Raw genomic sequence first — 18,108 nt, 5'->3', positions numbered from 1 at the left:
CCGGCCCGGTCGGCTCACTCCCCGGTGCTCACCGCGTCGACGGGCCGGGCCCGCAGCGCCGCCCGGGTGGGCACGCTGATCGACAGCCGTCCGAGGACCGCGACGAACACGGCGACCCCCGCCCACACCAGCGGCTCCACATGCGGCACCGCGCGCCCGGTCGTCGCGAGGCTCGCGCCGACCGCCGGCGGCAGGGCGATCAGCACCCCGACCACGACCGCCGTGACGATCACCACCCCTGACTCCATCGACATCATCCGCCGGGTCTGCCGAGTGCTTGTGCCGATCAGCCGCAGCATCGCGAACTCCCGTCCACGGCCCGTGGTCGCCATCACCAGGGTGTTCACCACGGCGATCAGGACGTACAGCAGGAGCACCGCGTTGGCGATGAGGTTCGTCCACGACTGCTGGGTGATGTCGGCCTCCTGAGCCGCCGCGAAGTCGTCGGAGCCCCGTACGGTCAGGGTCGGTGTGTCGCGCGCCAGGCGGTCGAGTGCCGTCGTGACACGTGCGTCGTCACCGGTGCCCGTGGCGGTCACCAGGAGCGCCGAGTCGAGGCCGGACGTCGTGTGCCGGGTCATCAGGTCGTGCGGCACGGTCACATCGCCGAAGCCCAGACCGTTGCCGTACACGGCCACGACACGGAGCTTCTTGCGTACGCCGTCGCCGAGGTACACATCGGTGGTGTCCCCGACGCCGAGGCGCGCGGTGCCCGCCGCCGTCCAGCTCAACGCGACCGTGTCGCCCCGCAGTTCACCGAGTCCGCCGTCCCGCACGTCGAGGTCGAGCGTCCGGTCCAGCCGCGCCGGGTCCACTCCCTGGGCGCTGAACGGCTCGGTCCGGTACTGGTCGATCTCCTTGTAGTGGAGCATCACCCGTGAGCGTGCCACCGGCGTGACCGTGTCCACACCCGGGATCTTCCGTACCGCGGCGGCGAGTTCGGGCGAGAGCCCGGTGCCGTCGCCGGTCAGGACATGGTCCGCGACGACTCCGCTCGCGGCCTGCCGCTTCGCCTCGGCCTCGACGGTGGACAGGATGGAGAGTTGCATCAGCGCCATGGCGGCGGCGAGCGCCAGCGGAACCACGGCGGCGCTCAACCGCCGTGCGTTGGCTGTGCTGTTGGCGGCGGCCAGATAGCCGCTCACCCGGGACCGCCGCAGGAACGGGCCCATCGCCCGTGCCGCGAGCTTCACCGCGAGCGGACCGATCAGCCCGAAGCCGACCATCAGCAGCAGCAGCGATCCGCCGGCCCCGGCGAGCGCGAGCTGTCCGGGCACGAGAAGCGGCACCGCCACGGCCGAGCCGACCCCGAGCAGGATCAGGACCCAGCCGAAGGACCGTCGGGTCCGCCCCAGCCCCCGCGGCTCGGCCTGCGACTCGCTCAGCGCCTCCACCGGCCGGATACGGGCCACCCGGAACGCCGCGATGTACCCGGCGAGGCGGGCCCCGGCCACGCACAGCAGCACGGAGGCGAGCGCGGGCAGCGGATGCGACGACAGCTCGAAGTCCGCCGGGAGCACCCCGGCCCGCGCGAACGCCGCGCGCAGCCCGTCGGCGACCAGGAACCCGGGCACCGCGCCGAGCAGCGCACCGGCCGTCCCGACCAGCAGGATCTCGCCGCCGATGAGCCGGTGGATCTGCCGGGGCGTCGCCGCGACGGCCCGTAGCATCGCCAGTTCCCTGCGCCGCTGATGGATCGCCAGGCCGAGCGTCGACGACACCACGAAGATCACGACGGCGAGCGCGGTGCCGCCGAAGGACGCGGACAGCCCGACGAGGAAGCCCCGGGACTGCCCGACGTCGAGGAACTCCAGGTCGCCGACGTCCCGTCCGGTGTAGACGGCCGTGTCCGGGACGGCCCGGCCGATCCGTGCCGCCAGCTCGTCCGGGTCCGTCCCGGGGTCGCCGAACACGCCGATCGCCGTGACCCGGTCGGGCCGCGGCGCCAGTTGACCCGCGCGGGCGTCGGTGACGAACACCGCCGACTGCCGCTCGATCCGTGGCGCCGACACCAGACCGGTGATCCGGTACGAGGTGGACGTCGTGCCCACCGTGAGCCGCGCGGTGTCCCCGACGCCGAGTCCCGCGCCGCGCGCGAGGTCGACGTCGAGTACGGCATCCCGGTCACCGCCGGGCGCGTGCCCCTCGGTCAGCCGGAACGGCGCCAGCGCGGCCGACGACCAGCCGTGCCCGTACAGCGGACGGCCAAGGGGCACGGCGGCGCCCCGGTCGTCCGTGAGGGTCATCCCGACCGTGCGCTCCGGCACCACGGACTTGACGCCCGGTACTTCGGCGACCCGGTCGGCCGTCGCGGCGGGCAGGGGGGCCCGCTCCGCGTGGAACGGGTCGAAGTCCTCCTTCACGGGCAGCGACTGCCGGCCGCCGACCATCACGGTGGCGCCCGCGTACCGCTCCGGCTCGACACACGACACCAGTCCGGACATCAGCAGGATCCCGCAGGCCGTGACGACGGCGGAGCCGCAGAACAAGGCGACGAACGCGGCGACGAAGCCGCCCTTGCGGTGCTTGACGGTGGCCCAGGACACATCGAACAGACGGCGCGACCGGGGCGCGCCCGGCTTCCTGTTCCGGTCCCTGTTCCGCTCATTGTTCTGCTTCTGGTTCCGCTTCTCGTTCCGCATGGCGCGCCTCACCACTCACCGAGGTGCGTCATACGGTCGGCGATCTGCTCGGGCGTCGGCCGTTCGAGACGTCCTGCGATACGCCCGTCCGCGAGGAACACGACGGAGTCGGCGTAGGAGGCGGCGACCGGGTCATGGGTGACCATCAGGACGGTCTGGCCCACCTCGTCGACGAGGTGCCGGAACAGCCGCAGGACCTCCTGCCCCGTACGGGTGTCCAGGGCGCCGGTCGGTTCGTCGGCGAGCAGCGCGTCGGGGCGGGTGACCAGGGCGCGGGCGATGGCCACGCGCTGCTGCTGGCCCCCGGAGAGCTGATGCGGCCTGCGGTCGATGTGCTCGCGCATCCCGACCCGGTCGAAGATCTCCGTCAGCCAGGACTCGTCCACGGGCGTGCCCGCGAGCCGGGGGACCAGGGTCACGTTCTGCCGCACGGACAGCGCCGACAGCAGGTTGTACGCCTGGAAGACATACCCGATCCGCTCCCGCCGGGCCGCCGTCAGCGCAGCCTCCACCAGCCCGGACAGTTCGGTGCCGCCGAGGAAGACCTGACCCGACGTGGGCCGGTCGATCCCGGCGAGACAGTGCAGGAAGGTGCTCTTGCCGGAGCCCGAGGGGCCCATCACGGCGGTGAAGGACCCGGCCGGCACATCGAGCGAGACCTCCCTGAGCGCGGTGACCGCGCCGGCGCCCTTGCCGTAGGTCTTGGTCACGGACCGCATCCGCAGCGCGACCCCGTCCGGCGGCGCCCCGTCAGCGGCCCGCCCGTCGCCCGCGAAACGCGCGACCGCTCCACGCCGTACTGGTGTCATGGCTGGTGTTCCTCCCGTGGTTCCGGCCGTGGTCGCGGCCGTGGTTCCGGCAGGAGAAACGCTAGGTACGGGGGGTGGGGCGGGACGATCCCGCAGGGTCCCGTATGCGGGGTGGAGCCTGCTACACCTCCGAAGGGCGTCCGGGGAACGGCCGTGTGACGCTGGGGGTATGCCTGAACTGCCCGAGGTCGAAGCGCTCAGGGGCTTCCTGACCGAGCATCTGGTCGGCCACGAGATCGTGCGGGTGCTGCCCGTCGCCATCAGTGTGCTGAAGACGTACGACCCGCCGCCGACCGCACTCGAAGGGCGCGAGGTCGTCCGCATCGGCCGGTACGGAAAGTTCCTGGACCTCGACGCCGGCGGACTGCACCTGGTCACGCATCTCGCCCGCGCGGGCTGGCTGCACTGGAAGGACCGGCTGCCCGACGGGCCGCCGCGCCCCGGCAAGGGCCCGCTCGCCCTGCGGGTCGCCCTGGAGACCGGGGAGGGCTTCGACCTCACGGAGGCGGGTACGCAGAAGCGGCTGGCCGTGTACGTGGTGCGGGACCCGGCCGAGGTTCCGGGCGTCGCCCGGCTCGGTCCCGATCCGCTGGACGACACCTTCGACGAGGCGGCGTTCACCCGGCTCCTCGACGGTGAGCGACGACAGCTCAAGGGCGCGCTGCGCGACCAGAGCCTGATCGCGGGTATCGGCAACGCCTACAGCGACGAGATCCTGCACGCCGCGAAGATGTCCCCGTTCAAGCTGGCCTCGTCGCTCACCCCCGACGAACTCCACACCCTGTACGAGGCGACGCGCACGACGCTCACCGAAGCGGTGGCGCGGTCCCAGGGGGTCGCCGCCGGGCGGCTCAAGGCGGAGAAGAAGAGCGGGCTGCGGGTGCACGGCCGTGCGGGCGAACCGTGTCCCGTGTGCGGCGACACCATCCGTGAGGTGTCCTTCAGCGACTCGTCCCTCCAGTACTGCCCGACATGCCAGACGGGCGGCAAGCCGCTGGCGGACCGGCGGATGTCACGCCTGCTGAAGTAGGGGCCGGGATGTGTCTCACCGGTCGACGGTGACCAGGTGTCGGCCGCTGGTCGTGCGGATCACGAAGTGGTCGATGTCGGCGCGCGCGAGTGAGGTGGCACCCCGCGTGATCAGCGGTGCCTCATGGCCCTCGACACCCGGGTTGCCGTAGCCGCCGACCGGCACGGACCAGGTCGTCACGGTCTCTTCGCTGCCGTCCCTGCCCACCGCCACCAGTTCGCAGATCTGCGGCCCGGCCACGCGCCCCAGCCGCAGCCCGATGTCCGTGCCCCAGGCCCGGTCGACCAGGGACACGGCGGCGGTCACCCCGGTCGCCGGGTCGGTCACGGTCCCCGAGGTCTCGGACACCGTGGACACGCCCGCCGGGTCAGCGGTCCCCTGAAGGGCGACCGCTCCGGCCGGGGCGGCGATGATCAGCGCGGCGGCGACCGCGATCAGCCGCAGCCGTTTGCCCCGCAGCCGTGCCCTTAACGCCGCGACCTCGTCGAGCAGTCGGTCGAGGAGGTCGGCCGAAGGGTGCCCCAGCGGCAGCGGCTCGGTGGCCCGGGGTCCGGCGTAGGGGGAGAGCACCGAGGCGACCCGCGCGAAGTCGGTCAGCCGGACCGCGCACAGGACGCAGTCCGCGAGGTGTTCCTCGAAGCGGAAGGTGTCGGCCGGTTCCAGGACGCCGAGCGCATAGGCGGCGACGTCCCGGTGCCGCTGCTGCGGGCTCATGGGCGATCCTCGGAATCGAAGTCTGTGTGCCGCACTCGAATACGGAACAGCTTCTGGATCTGCTCAAGGCCCGTGCGAATTCACGGCAAAGAAGAGGTGCGTGGGTCAGAAGAGGTGGATCGCCAGGTGTCCGAGCGGCACCCCGAGCTGCCAGGCCGGGATCCACACCTGTTCGCTCTCGTCGACGGACAGTCCGCTCCGGTGCCAGTGCAGCCCCGTGTCCAGATCGGTGGCGAGCAGTTCGGTGTGCTCCAGCCACTGCCAGGCGGCACGGGCGAGCCGCAGATCCGGATTGACCGAGCCCCGCTCGCGCTCGTCCTCGGTGAGGCTCGCGAATCGCTCGCGCACCCACTCCTGCCACGGATGCCCGTACGCCGTGAGCGACAGCCACTCGTCGAACTGCGAGACGACACGGATACCGGAGAGTTCGTTCTTCAGGTCCGACAGATAGGCGGTGAGGGCCAGCGTCTGGCGGCCGGCCCGGAATTCGAGCGTGCTGGACGGGACGAGGTCGCCGGTGCGGAGCACTTCGTCCGCGATGTACTCGGCGTAGAGCCAGGCCATGGGGACCACCAGCTCGTGGCCACTCGTACCGTTCGCTTTGTCGGGCAGCACCGCTCCACCTTCTTTCGGACGTACGCGCCCCTCCGGGACCCTTCGCCGGGTCCCGACGACGAGCCTTCACCGTGAGACACGGTGATGGGTCCGGCTTTGCTCAACTTGACTGTGTGCTTTCGCCCGCGCCCTCCGGGGCCGTTCACCCGTGGGACGGCAGGTCATTGCTGTGGTCCGTGGGGCTTGGGAGACCCGGTACCCGGCCGACCGAGCCCTCACATTACGGCCGTCGGTGGCGGAATGTGACCGCGAAGCCCGAACCACCCCCGGCGAAATCCGGCCACCCGGGTGCCCAACTCGCACCGGATCGGGCGGAGTCGAGCGGGGTTCGATCTCTGCTCGGGCGCCTCGTGTGCCGCCGAAAGGCCCTCCTGTCGCATCAGACGCACCGGAATACAGGTCTCCATCACCCTCCGTGGCGCCCAGGGCACGCATAGCCCCCGAGGTGAGGATGATCGTCACGCACCGGAACAAGGCTCGAACGAAACGTGAGTTCCGTCACATCACACCTCCTGAGCCCCTCCCGGGTCGCCGCGTCTCATCGGGTGACCGGCGCGGCATGGCCCCTTGACATCCCCTTTGCATGCTTATGGATTCATAAGGTCTGAAAATCCGCATAACGCGAAGTGATGGGGAGACGGCCGATGGCCACGCGCACACGACAGACCGTCACGGCCCTGGCCGTGCTTCTGCTGGGATCGGCCGCCGGGGCTTGTGCCGGACAAGAGAGCGGGCCCCCGGCGCGGGAACATGCCCCGCCGGGGAAGCAGGCGTCGCCGGGGGAGCGGCCGACGGCGCGTGGGCACGCCCCGTCCGCCGGACACGCCCCACGGGGCGCGGCGGGCCCGGGCCCCGCGTCGCCGGCTCCCTCGGGACCGCGCGGGTTCACGCTCGCCGCCGCCGGTGATGTCCTGCCGCACGACTCAGTCATCCGGCGGGCCGAGTCCGACGCGGACGGCGACGGCTACGACTTCCGCCCCATGTTCGAAGGCGTCAAATCGGTCGTCGCCGGGGCGGATGTGGCGATCTGCCATATGGAGACGACCTACGGCGCGGACGGCGACTACTCCGGCTACCCGAACTTCAAATCCCCGCCGCAGGTGGCCGCGGGCCTGGCGGCCACCGGCTACGACTCCTGCTCCACGGCGTCCAACCACACCCTCGACGACGGCATCGACGGTGTCCGCCGCACCCTGGACGCCCTGGACCGCGCGGGCGTCCGGCACGCGGGCTCGGCCCGGAACGCCGCCGAGTCCAAGCGGACGACCTGGCTGCGCGGCGGCAGCGCCAAGATCGCCCATCTCGCGTACACCAACAGCACCAACCGCGCGGTGCCCGGCGACAAGCCCTGGTCGGTCAACATGATCGACCACGACAAGGTCCTCGCCGACGCGCAGGCGGCCCGGAAGGCGGGCGCCGACGTGGTCGTCGTCTCCCTGCACTGGGGCACCGAGTGGCAGGACGAACCCGACGAGGACCAGCTCACGATGGGCCGCGAGCTGACGGCGTCCCAGACCGACGGCCGCCCAGACATCGACCTGATCCTCGGCACCCACGCCCATGTCCCGCAGGCGTACGAGAAGGTCAACGGCACCTGGATCATCTATGGCATGGGTGACCAGATCGCCGGTGACATGGTCAACGACAAGGGCGCCTGGGAATCCCGCGGCAACCAGGGCACCATCGGCCGCTTCACCTTCGCGCCGCCCGCCGAGCCGGGCACCCGCTGGGTGGTGAAGAAGACGGAGTTCGTCCCGACGTGGTTCGACACGACCGAGGGACGCGTGTTCAACCTCGCCGCCGACGCCGACGCGGCGCCCGGGGACGTACGCGACCGCATCAGCGAGATCGTCCTGAGCCAGGGCGCGGCCGGCGACGGTCTCAAGATGGGCCGTTAGTTACGGCACCACCGTCACCGGCCAGCGGCCCGCCTTCACCAGGCGGATCGCCACCGAGCCGACGATGCGGTGCCCCGCCTGCTCGGACGCGCCGACCACGACGGCGTCCGCCTTCAACTCGTCGGCGGCCGTCACCAGACCGTTGTAGGGGTCACCACGGAAGGTGTGGAACTCCCACCGCACATCGAATATGTCCTTCACCTGCTCCGTCGCCAGCCTGATCTCGTGGATCAGACCCTCGGCGATCTCGTCGGTCGCGTCCGCGACCGGCACGCCCAGCGCCGCGCCCGCGGCCATCACGGGCCGCACATAGACCACCGCGAGCAGGGCCCGCTGGCGGCGCGCCAGACCACCCGCGTAGGCCGCGGCCCGCAGGGAGGAGTCCGAACCGTCCACACCGACGACGATCACCTTGGGGCCGTCGGTGCCCCGTTCGAACTGATGGGGCTGCTGTTCGCTCACAGCCGTGAGGCTAGCGGACGTCTCCCCTACCCGGTCCAGGGGCCCGCGTGGGTCAACCGAGCCACCGCTCGACGGGCGGCGCGGCCCCACCCTTCCTAGAGTCGGGAACATGACCGCCAGCGTGGAGGTGCGGGGACCGATACGCGCCCGTGACGGCGTCCTCGGCCGGGTGCCCGAGGCGTTCGCGATCTTCTTCGGCGCCCTCGGTCTGTTCTGCGCGCTGCTCGCCGTCTTCGCCCCGCTGCGCCGCGTGGCCGAGCCGGTCCGGGACTTCCTCGACACGATCACCGTGCCGGTCAGCGCGAACCTCGCGTACGCCGTCTTCCTGCTGCTCCTCGCCGCCGCCACCGGCGCCCGTAAGAAGGCCGCCTGGTGGCTGGTCGTCGTCTATCTGTCCCTGATCGTCGCCACCGACGCGTTCGGCATCCTCGTCGGCTACTACGGCGACGCCGTGTCCTCGCTGTTCGTCTGCGGCATCGGACTCGTCCTGCTGATCGCCGCCCGCAAGGAGTTCTACGCGACCTCCCGGCGCGGCGCGCTGCTCAGGGCCCTGATCGTCCTCGCGCTCGGCCTCACCGTCGCGATCCTGGTGGGCTGGGGACTCGTGGAGCTGTTCCCCGGCACCCTCATCGAGGGCGACCGGCTGCTGTGGGCCGCCGACCGGGTCTGCGGCGGTCTTGTCTCAAGCACCTCGTTCTCCGGCCACCCGCCCCGCGCGCTGATGTTCTTCCTCGGTCTGTTCGGCGCGCTCGCCCTGCTGAACGCCGCCGCGACCCTCTTCCGCTCGCAACGCATGGAAGCCGCCCTGCACGGCGACGAGGAACCCCGCATCCGCGCCCTGCTGCGGGCCTACGGAGCCCAGGACTCCCTCGGCTACTTCGCAACGCGCCGCGACAAGGCCGTCGTCTTCTCGCCCTCCGGCAAGGCCGCCGTCACCTACCGCGTCGAGGCCGGGGTCTGCCTCGCCAGCGGTGACCCCGTCGGCGACCGCGAGGCATGGCCGCACGCCATCGACGCCTGGCTCGACGTCGCCCGCGTCCACGCCTGGGCGCCCGCCGTGATGGGCGCCTCCGAGGACGGCGCCAAGGCGTACGCGCGCGCCGGACTCGGCGCACTCGAACTCGGCGACGAGGCCATCGTGTACGTCGCCGACTTCGACCTCGACGGCCGGGACATGCGCGGCACCCGACAGGCCGTCGGCCGGGTCCGCCGTACCGGCGCCGGCTGCCGGATCCGCCGTCACGCCCAGCTCACCGACGCCGAGATGGAGGACATCGTCGACAAGGCCGACGCCTGGCGGGACACCGAGACCGAACGCGGCTTCTCGATGGCCCTGGACCGGCTCGGCGACCCCGAGGACGGCGACTGTCTGCTGGTCGAGGCCCTCGACGCCGAAGGGCGCCTGCTCGCCCTGCTGTCCTTCGTGCCGTGGGGCCCCGACGGTGTGTCCCTCGACGTGATGCGCCGCGACCGCACCGCCCCCAACGGTGTCATGGAGTTCATGGTCGCCGACCTGTGCGCCGCCGCCCGGTCCCTCGGCGTACGGCGGATCTCGCTCAACTTCGCCGTGTTCCGCTCCGTGTTCGAGGAGGGCGCCCGGATCGGTGCGGGACCGATCCTGCGGCTCTGGCGCGGCCTGCTGCTCTTCTTCTCACGCTGGTGGCAACTGGAGGCCCTGTACCGGTCCAACGCCAAGTTCCACCCCGAGTGGTACCCCCGCTTCATCTGCTACGGCGACGCGGGCTCCCTCGCCCGGATCAGCCTGGCCTCCGGCATCGCCGAGGGGTTCGTCCCCGTACCGTCCCTGCGCAAGCTCTGGGGCAAGGGCCACGCCCGGCCCGTCACCCGCCCCGCGGGCACCGCACACCTTCCCCCGCTGCCCGCACCCGGCCTCGCCGAACCCGCGGGCACCGCCGGCACGGACCCGACCGCCGCCCTGCCCGAGCAGATCCGCCTGCGGCACCGGAAACTCGACACCCTGCGCGCCGAAGGCACCGACCCCTACCCGGTGGACCTGCCGCCCCGCACCCACACCCTCGCCGCGCTCCGCGCCGCACACCCCGGCCTCGCCCCCGACACCCGCACCGGCGAACAGGCCACCGTCACCGGCCGCGTCATGCTCGTACGGGACTTCGGCGGCCTGGTCTTCGCCGTACTGCGTGACTGGTCGGGGGATCTCCAGATCGCGTTCACCCGGCAGGACTCCGATGCCGCGCTCACCCGCTTCACCGCGGACACCGACATCGGCGACCACATCGTCGCCACCGGCGAGACCGGCACCAGCGCGCTGGGTGAGCCGACCCTGTTCGTCACCTCGTGGTGGCTCGCAGGGAAGTGCCTGCGCCCGCTGCCCGACAAGTACCGGGGCCTGACCGACCCCGAGGCCAAGGTGCGCCGCCGCGCCCTCGACCTGGTCACATCAATGGACGCCCGCGCCGTGGTCCGCGCCCGCTCCGCCACCGTCCAGGCGCTGCGCCAGGGGCTCGTGGCGCGCGGCTATCTGGAGGTCGAGACGCCGATCCTCCAGCAGATCCACGGCGGCGCCAACGCCCGCCCCTTCACCACCCACATCAACGCCTACGACCTCGACCTGTATCTGCGGATCGCCCCCGAGCTGTACCTCAAGCGCCTGTGCGTCGGCGGTCTGGAGAAGGTCTTCGAGCTGGGCAGGACCTTCCGCAACGAGGGTGTCTCGACCAAGCACAACCCCGAGTTCACGATGCTGGAGGCGTACCAGGCGTTCGCCGACTACGACGTGATGCTCGACCTCACCCGCGAGCTGATCCAGGGCGCGGCCACCGCCGCCCTCGGCTCCCCGGTCATCCGCAGGGCCGGCCCCGACGGACGGTTCACCGAGCACGACATCTCCGGTCCCTGGCCCGTACGGACCGTGTACGGCGCGCTGTCCGACGCGCTCGGCGAGGAGATCGACGCCGACACGCCCGAGGCGGACCTGCGCCGCCTGTGCGACCGGGCCGGCGTCCCGTATCCGCAGGACGTCGGACACGGCGAACTCGTCCTGGAGATGTACGAGCGCCTGGTCGAGGAGAAGACCGGGCCGCCCACCTTCTACAAGGACTTCCCGACCGAGGTGTCCCCGCTCACCCGGCAGCACCGCGCAGACCCACGCCTCGCCGAACGCTGGGACCTCGTCGCCTTCGGCACCGAACTCGGCACCGCCTACTCCGAGTTGACCGACCCCGTCGAACAGCGCCGCCGCCTCACCGCGCAGTCCCTGCGGGCCGCCGGGGGAGACCCGGAGGCGATGGAACTCGACGAGGACTTCCTCGACTCCCTCGAATACGCCATGCCGCCCACCGGCGGACTCGGCATCGGCGTCGACAGGCTCGTGATGCTCCTCACCGGGCTGACGATCCGTGAAACACTGCCGTTCCCGCTCGTCCGTCGTCGCTGAGCGCGGCCACCACTGGTTCCATCGGGTATTTTCGGGCGCCTCTCCGGTGTTGGTGAACCACACGACTCAGGGCCCATGCGACGGATTATTCATGAAAGACGATCGGACGACACCAGCGCGCCGGGCGCTGCTGCGCGGCGCCGCACTCCTGGGCCTCGCGGCCACCGCGGGCTGTCTCGGCGCCGACCCGGCACGCACCCCCGGCACCCCCCTCGGGGGCGGCAGCCCCTCGCCGACCGGCGGACCGGCCGGCGGCTCCCACGCCGCCAAGCCCCTGAATCCCTCCAGCTACCGGCTCCAGCCCCTCACCGGATACGACCTGCCGCGCCGTAAGCCGGCCAAGCCAAAGGTGCGCAAGGCGCCGATCCTGCAGCTCAACGGTGCGGGGCGCGGCATGGTGCTCACCTTCGACGACGGCCCCGATCCCGCGTACACCCCGGACATCCTGCGCACCCTGCGCCGCTACAAGGTCCGCGCCATGTTCTTCGTCTGCGGGGAAAAGGTCGGCTCGAACGGCGACCTGCTGCGGGAGATGGCCGACGAGGGGCATGTGATCGGCAATCACACCTGGAGCCATCCGCTGCTGACGTCGATGTCCCAGTCAGGGATCCGCTCCGAGATCAGCCGCACCAGCGACATCGTCGAGAAGACTATCCGCGAGCGCCCGCTCTGGTTCCGCGCCCCCTACGGCGCCTGGAACCGCGCGGTCTTCCAGATCGGCTCCGACCTCGGCATGGAACCCCTCGCCTGGACCGTGGACACCGTCGACTGGGACACCCCTGGCACCGAAGCGATCACCCGGGCCGTCGTCCGGGGCGCCGGGCCCGGGGTCATCGTCCTGTCGCACGACGCGGGCGGCAACCGCTCCCAGACCGTCGCGGCCCTGCGCACCTGGCTGCCGAAACTCATCGACGAGGGCTATCACCTGACGCTGCCGCAGCGCAAAGATTTCTAAGCAGAGATTTCCAAGCGGAGATGTCCGAGCGGAAACATCAGAAATGGGCTTTCGCCCGCCCGGTCATGACGTCCTCTCACTGGACGTCGACCAGGCGGGCGAACACCACGACGTTTCCGTCGTAACCGCTCTGCTGGGAGAATCCGCCACCACACGTGATGACCCGAAGCTCGGAATGCCCGGTGTTTCCGTAGACACGGTCGCCCGGGAAATTCTGCTTCTGGAAGACCTCGATGCCGTAGATCTCGAACACCGCGATCTTCTGGTCCTTGCGGCGGACCTCGATCTTGTTTCCCTTTTGGAGGGCGCCGAGACCGTAGAACACGGCGGGGCCCCGTTTGTTGTCCACATGACCCACGACGACAGCCGTGCCCTTCTCGCCCGGTGACGCCGATCCGCTGAACCAGCCGGCGAGATTCGGGTCCTCGGGCGGCGGGGCGTCCACCCAGCCGTCCGCGTCGAGTCCTACGGGTGTGATCGGCGCGTCCACCTGGATGGCCGGGATGGCGACCCGGTCGGCCACCGAGAACGGCAGCGTCTCCTGCTCAGTGACGGTGCCGTCGGCCGGTGCCCTGGTGTCGGCCGCCGCCGCCGAAGCGGGCTGCGGAGGGCCCACGTCGAACTCGCCCGATCCATTGCGTATGAGTGCGAGGCCAGTCAGCAGAACAAGCGCTATCACGCCCCATGGCGCGCGCTTCCTCTGCCGTTCCTCCTCTTCGGCCGGCTGGGACGAAGACATTCCCTATCCCCTCTCGACACGATCGGCACATGGGCCGGTCACGCCTTGATGCGTATCCGAAACGCTAAACGCAGCGCGCGTAGTCAGCGACAGCGCAGCGGCGAACGGGTGGCGGGCACCGAGGCCGTGCGCCATACGAGGCGCCACGACAAGGAAATTTCTGACGGTCGGTGACCTGCGGCTATGAGGGCGGTCCCGCATTCCTTTCGGCGTGTCCTCTCACCAGTACGGACGAACCTCGACATGCGGCTCTCCAGCTGCCAACTGAGGGTCAGTCTGGGAGGCGTTCTCGCCGATCGACCGGGGATGTTCCCCGGGGCGTCTTCCGCGGAGGACAACCCATGCGTACTTATCGCGCCCTGGCGGTCTCGGCCGCCGCGGTCGCCGCGGTCGGGCTCGCCGCGCCGACCGCCGCCGCCGGCGGGGCCACCGACCTGAACAACATCGTGGCAACGCCCAACGTGGTCCCGCAGGGCGGCCAGCTCGCGGTCACCGTCGAAGGCGGCGGGTGCGACAACGGCACCGTCGAGTCCCCGGCGTTCCAGCGGACCCGGCTGAGCGGTACGGGCCGGCTCGGCAACAACATCGCGACGGCCACGGTCACCATCGACCGCGACGCACGCGCGGGCTCCCACGAGATCACCGCCGACTGCAACGGTCGCCGGCTGACGCGGCCCAACGCCTTCACCGTCGTCGGTGGGGTGCGCGGCGGCATCGGCGGCAGCACCGAGACCGGCGCGACCCGCACCGACATGGCCATCGGCGGCGGACTCGTGGCCGCGGCGGCGCTCGGCGGCGGCGTGTTCTGGATGCGCCGACGCGCCGACAACCGGGTGTGAGCGCGCCCGGCCCGGGCGTGTTCCCCGGCACGTGACAGCGCTTCGCCCCGGACCCGGGTGGTACCGGGGCGAGGCGCTGTCACGTAGGGATGTGCGGAGGGGGTGCGGGCGGGGGTGCGGGGACGGGAGGTTCAGGACTCGTCGTCAGTCCCGCGCCGGCGCGACAGGTAGTACGAGGTGCTGATCGCGCCTGTGATGAGCGCGGCGCCCAGACCGATCTTCTGGAGGTCGAACCCGGCGACGGTGCCACCGATCCCGGCGCGTACCCCGTGCCGCTGCGACTCGTGCTCGCCTTCGCGGCCGAACTCCTCACGGTCGCGCCCGTTCTCCTGACGGTCGCGCCCGTTCTCCTGGCGGTCGCGGCCATTCTCCTGACGGTCCTCGCCCTCCTGGCGGCCCTGAGCGATGGTCAGGTCGACGTTACGGGTGGAGCCTTTCGAGCAGCGGAACGCCACCGAGTACGAGGCGCCCTGCCGTGCGTCCCGGTCGATGGTGGCCGGCGCGGGCCGACCGCCCTTGCGGAGGGTGACGGTGTCGAAGACACCGGCCGTCACGGTGGTGTCGCCCTCGCAGCCGGTGGCGTTGAGCATGACCCGGCCGCCCGCGGCGATCGTCCGGGGCTCGGCGCCGACCTGGAACGGGTCGGAGTCGTGGTCCCCGGTGATGAGGGCGGAAGCGGCCGGGGCGGTGAGGGCTATGGTCGTGACGCCCATCACAACGGCCGAAGCGACGCGTATCGCGCGCATGGTGAATCCTCCGGTCTCCGAGGAGCAGCCGCGGATCCGTTCCGCTCGTGTCGGTCATGCGCCTCGATGTCCGAAACGCTAGGTACGGGTGCGCGGAACCGCGATCGGGGTCGCGCGAATGGGGCAACCGGGTGCGCCGCACGGGGGACGGCCACGGCGTGGCGCCTCAGGAAGCGCCCGGTCGTCCGGAACCCGAACCGCCTTCCGGGGCTTCGCCGTCCATGCCGGTGGAATTCGCGTCGGTGGCATTCGTGTCGGCGGGGTCTCCGGCGCCCCACAGATGCGAGGCCGCACCGCGCCACTCCACGAGATGCGGGTCGTCCAGCGCCATGTCCGCGTCGCCGAGTCCCGCGCGGCGCAGGAACTCCACCAGGTCACGGTCGTTTCGGGCGACGCCGACGGACTCGCCGCGGACGGTGACGCGCCGCCCGCCGTCGGGGGCGGGCGGTCCTACGACGATCGGTGCGTGCCAGCTCATGCCACCAGAGTGCGCCGGGCGCCCGCCCGGCGCACTCCCGTATTCGGAACCGGCGCACTCCTGTTACCGCGCGCCCGGCCCCTGGACCCGGTGTTCCTCAGCCCCCGATGTGCGGGAAAAGGATCAGGAAGGGCTCGGCGCCCGCGGAGAGCCCGCGGGTGTACGGGGTGTCGAAGTCCCAGATCAGGAACAGCAGGAAGGCGATGAGCGCCGAGAAGATCCCCGCGAGCAGCAGCTCTCTCGCGGTGCGCCTGATCTGGAGCGCGAAGACCATGCCGATCGTCACCAGCGCTCCGGTGATCAGGCCGAACCAGACCACGCCCGGCATCGTCGCGCCCGTGGAGTCCGCGCGGGCGTTACGGGCCTCGTCGGCCGCCGTCACCTGGTCGAGGAGCGGCTGGTACGCCTGCGCCTCGAAGTCGGTCTTCGGCTGGTAGTCGGTGACGTCGTGGCGGACCTTCTCCAGCAGTTCGCCGCCCCGGTCGGTGAGACGGCCGTGGTCGACCATCGTGTCCCACTCGGTCGTGACGACCTGGCGGACATAGGCGTCGACATCGGCCCGGATGCGGTCGCGCACCTCGACGGGGTAGGGCCGGACCCGTTCATGGACCTCGTGCAGGGCCTGCGCCTCGGCGCGTACATGGTCCTGCGCGGCGCTGCGGGCCTCCCAGACCCCGGCGATCGCCAGACCGAGGACGATGGCGTACACGACGCCGATCATCATGGTGATGTACTCGATGACGTCCGGGGTCTCGGACGGGTCGTCGTCCTCCCCGACCCTGCGGCTGTGCAGGACGGTCACGGTCAGCACGACGGCGCACACGGCGACCATCGCCAGGACAAGAACAAGCCATTCCGGCATGGGAACCTCCGAGCGGGTCAGCGCGGGCGCAGCGCGGCGACGGCGAGCACCGCGGGCGCCGTGATGAGAAGGGTCAGGGAAACCAGGGACGGGCCGCTGCGTGGCGGCGTGCGACGGGCCGTGGGCCGGTACTTGGGATAGCTCACCGGCTGCACGCTGGGCCGGACCTTTGGCGTGGGTTTCGGTGACGGTTTCGGCGGCTCGGGCGCGGGTGCCGGGGGCGGCGGAGGCGGTGCCGGGCGAGCGGGAGGGGGCGTCGGAGGTGGCGGCGGGGAAGGCGGCGCAGGCGGCGGAGGTGGCGGCGGCGCCGGTTCGGGCGGCGGGACGGGCCCCGGCCGTGGCTTGGGCGGCTTGGGCGGCTTGGGCAGGGGCGTCACCGGACCCGCCGAGCAGATGACCCCGTCGCCGGAGACCGCTGTCGCGCCGCCGGATCCGGCGCCGCCGTCGATCGAGGCGTAGGCACAGCTGTCGGCGGGGGCCACGGCCCCGGCGACGGTGGGGGAACCGAGCGTCCAAGCGAGCGCCAGAGGCGCCAGGACACGTATCAGAAGGGCGGAACGGGTCCGTCTGTATCCGTACACGACCCAGAGCATGGGCGACCCGTGACCCCGGTACGCGCGGGCCGGGCGCGAATGCCCCGAACGGGCGGACCTGGCAGGTCAGAGGTTTGGAGTCGGCGTACGCGGATCCCGTGCCGGAACCCCGGCGGTGTGCGCCGGACCGCCGCACGGGACCGGTCTTCGCCCACCCGCGCGGAAAGAAATCCGGCGGCCGGTTGAACACCGGGCCCACCCCGGGCCGTACCTAGGGCCACGAGCGGCGCACTCCGCGCCGCACAACCCCTCAGCGGGAAGCAGGAGTTCACCATGAAGACCTGGCGGAGCGCTTCACTCGTGGCGTCAGCTGCGGCCGTGCTGGCGCTGACGACGGCGTGCGGTCAGGAGAACGGCGGCGACCAGTCCACGAACGGACAGAACGTGGGCAACGCCGCCCCGGCGGCGGGTGGTTACGGCTCGGGCAGCGGCGACGCGGCGGCCACGGCGGGTGCGGGCGCCGACGGAAAGGACGCGGCGGCTGCCACGGGCAAGACGAAGGCCGCGGGTCAACTCGCGGTCTGGGACAGCAAGGAACTCGGCAAGGTCGTCACGGACAACGCCGGATTCACCCTCTACCGATTCGACAAGGACACGGCCCAGCCCCCGAAGTCCAACTGTGACGGGGACTGCGCCACGGCCTGGCCCGCGGTGCCCGCCGACGGCGCGGAGGCCGCCCCGGGGGTCGACAAGACCCTGCTCGGCGAGGTCACCAGGACCGACGGCACCAAGCAACTCACCCTCGACGGCTGGCCGATGTACCGGTACGCGAAGGACACCGCTCCCGGCGACGCCAACGGGCAGGGTGTGGGCGGCACTTGGTTCGCCTCGTCGCCCGACGGCCGGAAGGCCAAGGCCGCCGCCGACCTGCCGGGCCTGTCGACCCGTAACGATCCGAAGCTCGGTGAGATCGTCGTCGACAAGAACGGGATGACGGTCTACCGGTTCATGAAGGACTCGGCGTGGCCGATCAAGTCCAACTGCACCGGCGACTGCATCGAGAAGTGGCCGGCGGTCGCACCCGTCGACAAGAACGACACCAAGGGCGTCCAGAAGAAGGGCTTGATGAGCTTCACGCGCCCCGACGGCGTCAAGCAGATGACCGTCAACTGCTGGCCGATCTACACCTTCGCGAACGACAAGGCCCCCGGCGACACCAACGGCCAGGGCGTGGGCGGCACGTGGTACGCGATCTCGCCCACCGGTAAGCCGATCGGCGTGACGAAGTAGTCCCGACGCGTTTTCCCGACCGCCCGGCCCCGGGCTGACGGACCGGCCGGTCCGTTCCTTCCGCACCGCTACGGAAGGAAC

At 71.4% G+C, this 18,108-nt stretch carries 16 protein-coding genes; 6 read left to right on the top strand and 10 right to left on the bottom strand.

The window, feature by feature from the left end; translation table 11 throughout:
• Positions 1–14: 14 nt before the first annotated feature.
• Both ACFVT5_RS32150 and ACFVT5_RS32145 read right to left on the bottom strand, forming a co-directional pair.
• A complete protein-coding gene (locus ACFVT5_RS32150; protein WP_389895254.1) occupies positions 15–2,642 on the bottom strand; it encodes an ABC transporter permease in 2,628 nt (875 codons plus the stop codon).
• An 8-nt stretch (positions 2,643–2,650) separates the two neighbouring features.
• Positions 2,651–3,451 (bottom strand): ABC transporter ATP-binding protein, encoded by an 801-nt coding sequence (locus ACFVT5_RS32145; protein ID WP_389895252.1) that lies wholly within the window; start codon positions 3,449–3,451, stop codon positions 2,651–2,653.
• A gap of 169 nt (positions 3,452–3,620) precedes the next feature.
• On the opposite strand from ACFVT5_RS32145, the gene ACFVT5_RS32140 reads away from it, so the two are divergent.
• On the top strand, positions 3,621–4,481 hold the full coding sequence (locus ACFVT5_RS32140; RefSeq protein WP_389895250.1) for an Fpg/Nei family DNA glycosylase: 861 nt from the start codon (positions 3,621–3,623) through the stop codon (positions 4,479–4,481).
• Positions 4,482–4,496: 15 nt separating this feature from the next.
• On the opposite strand, the gene ACFVT5_RS32135 is transcribed toward ACFVT5_RS32140, so the two are convergent.
• A complete protein-coding gene (locus ACFVT5_RS32135) occupies positions 4,497–5,195 on the bottom strand; it encodes an anti-sigma factor family protein (RefSeq protein WP_389895248.1) in 699 nt (232 codons plus the stop codon).
• Between the two features lie 105 nt (positions 5,196–5,300).
• Positions 5,301–5,759, bottom strand: a complete 459-nt coding sequence (locus ACFVT5_RS32130) for a hypothetical protein (protein ID WP_389895642.1) — start codon at positions 5,757–5,759, stop codon at positions 5,301–5,303.
• Positions 5,760–6,454: 695 nt separating this feature from the next.
• Between ACFVT5_RS32130 and ACFVT5_RS32125 the strand changes: the two genes are divergently transcribed.
• A complete protein-coding gene (locus ACFVT5_RS32125) occupies positions 6,455–7,708 on the top strand; it encodes a CapA family protein (RefSeq protein ID WP_389895246.1) in 1,254 nt (417 codons plus the stop codon).
• Here the strand turns inward: ACFVT5_RS32125 and ACFVT5_RS32120 are convergent, their stop codons facing one another.
• On the bottom strand, positions 7,709–8,170 hold the full coding sequence (locus tag ACFVT5_RS32120) for a universal stress protein (RefSeq protein ID WP_389895244.1): 462 nt from the start codon (positions 8,168–8,170) through the stop codon (positions 7,709–7,711). It abuts the gene before it with no gap.
• A 109-nt stretch (positions 8,171–8,279) separates the two neighbouring features.
• On the opposite strand from ACFVT5_RS32120, the gene lysX reads away from it, so the two are divergent.
• Positions 8,280–11,585, top strand: coding sequence for a bifunctional lysylphosphatidylglycerol synthetase/lysine--tRNA ligase LysX (gene lysX / locus ACFVT5_RS32115; RefSeq protein WP_389895242.1), 3,306 nt, complete (start codon positions 8,280–8,282; stop codon positions 11,583–11,585).
• Between the two features lie 91 nt (positions 11,586–11,676).
• A complete protein-coding gene (locus ACFVT5_RS32110; RefSeq protein WP_389895240.1) occupies positions 11,677–12,540 on the top strand; it encodes a polysaccharide deacetylase family protein in 864 nt (287 codons plus the stop codon).
• 76 nt (positions 12,541–12,616) lie between these two features.
• Here the strand turns inward: ACFVT5_RS32110 and ACFVT5_RS32105 are convergent, their stop codons facing one another.
• Positions 12,617–13,279 carry a class F sortase gene (locus ACFVT5_RS32105; protein ID WP_389895238.1) on the bottom strand — a complete coding sequence of 221 codons (663 nt, stop codon included), beginning with the start codon at positions 13,277–13,279 and terminating at the stop codon, positions 12,617–12,619.
• A gap of 341 nt (positions 13,280–13,620) precedes the next feature.
• On the opposite strand from ACFVT5_RS32105, the gene ACFVT5_RS32100 reads away from it, so the two are divergent.
• Complete coding sequence (locus ACFVT5_RS32100) at positions 13,621–14,118, top strand: hypothetical protein (protein ID WP_389895237.1); 498 nt, start codon at positions 13,621–13,623, stop codon at positions 14,116–14,118.
• Positions 14,119–14,249: 131 nt separating this feature from the next.
• Here the strand turns inward: ACFVT5_RS32100 and ACFVT5_RS32095 are convergent, their stop codons facing one another.
• From ACFVT5_RS32095 to ACFVT5_RS32080, 4 genes are all read right to left on the bottom strand, one after another.
• Positions 14,250–14,864, bottom strand: coding sequence for a hypothetical protein (locus ACFVT5_RS32095; RefSeq protein ID WP_389895235.1), 615 nt, complete (start codon positions 14,862–14,864; stop codon positions 14,250–14,252).
• 166 nt (positions 14,865–15,030) lie between these two features.
• Positions 15,031–15,342, bottom strand: coding sequence for a hypothetical protein (locus ACFVT5_RS32090; RefSeq protein WP_389895233.1), 312 nt, complete (start codon positions 15,340–15,342; stop codon positions 15,031–15,033).
• Positions 15,343–15,439: 97 nt separating this feature from the next.
• A complete protein-coding gene (locus tag ACFVT5_RS32085; RefSeq protein WP_389895231.1) occupies positions 15,440–16,204 on the bottom strand; it encodes a hypothetical protein in 765 nt (254 codons plus the stop codon).
• 17 nt (positions 16,205–16,221) lie between these two features.
• Complete coding sequence (locus ACFVT5_RS32080) at positions 16,222–16,350, bottom strand: hypothetical protein (protein WP_389895229.1); 129 nt, start codon at positions 16,348–16,350, stop codon at positions 16,222–16,224.
• Positions 16,351–17,070: 720 nt separating this feature from the next.
• Between ACFVT5_RS32080 and ACFVT5_RS32075 the strand changes: the two genes are divergently transcribed.
• Positions 17,071–18,027: an SCO0930 family lipoprotein gene (locus ACFVT5_RS32075; protein ID WP_389895227.1), complete on the top strand. Its 957-nt coding sequence runs from the start codon at positions 17,071–17,073 to the stop codon at positions 18,025–18,027.
• The last annotated feature ends 81 nt before the right edge of the window (positions 18,028–18,108 follow it).

Origin of the sequence: Streptomyces sp. NPDC058001, from assembly GCF_042886315.1 — a bacterium.
GTDB lineage: Bacteria > Actinomycetota > Actinomycetes > Streptomycetales > Streptomycetaceae > Streptomyces.
Note: the sequence above shows the minus strand (reverse complement) of the source record. Positions and strands in the feature narration are given on the sequence as shown.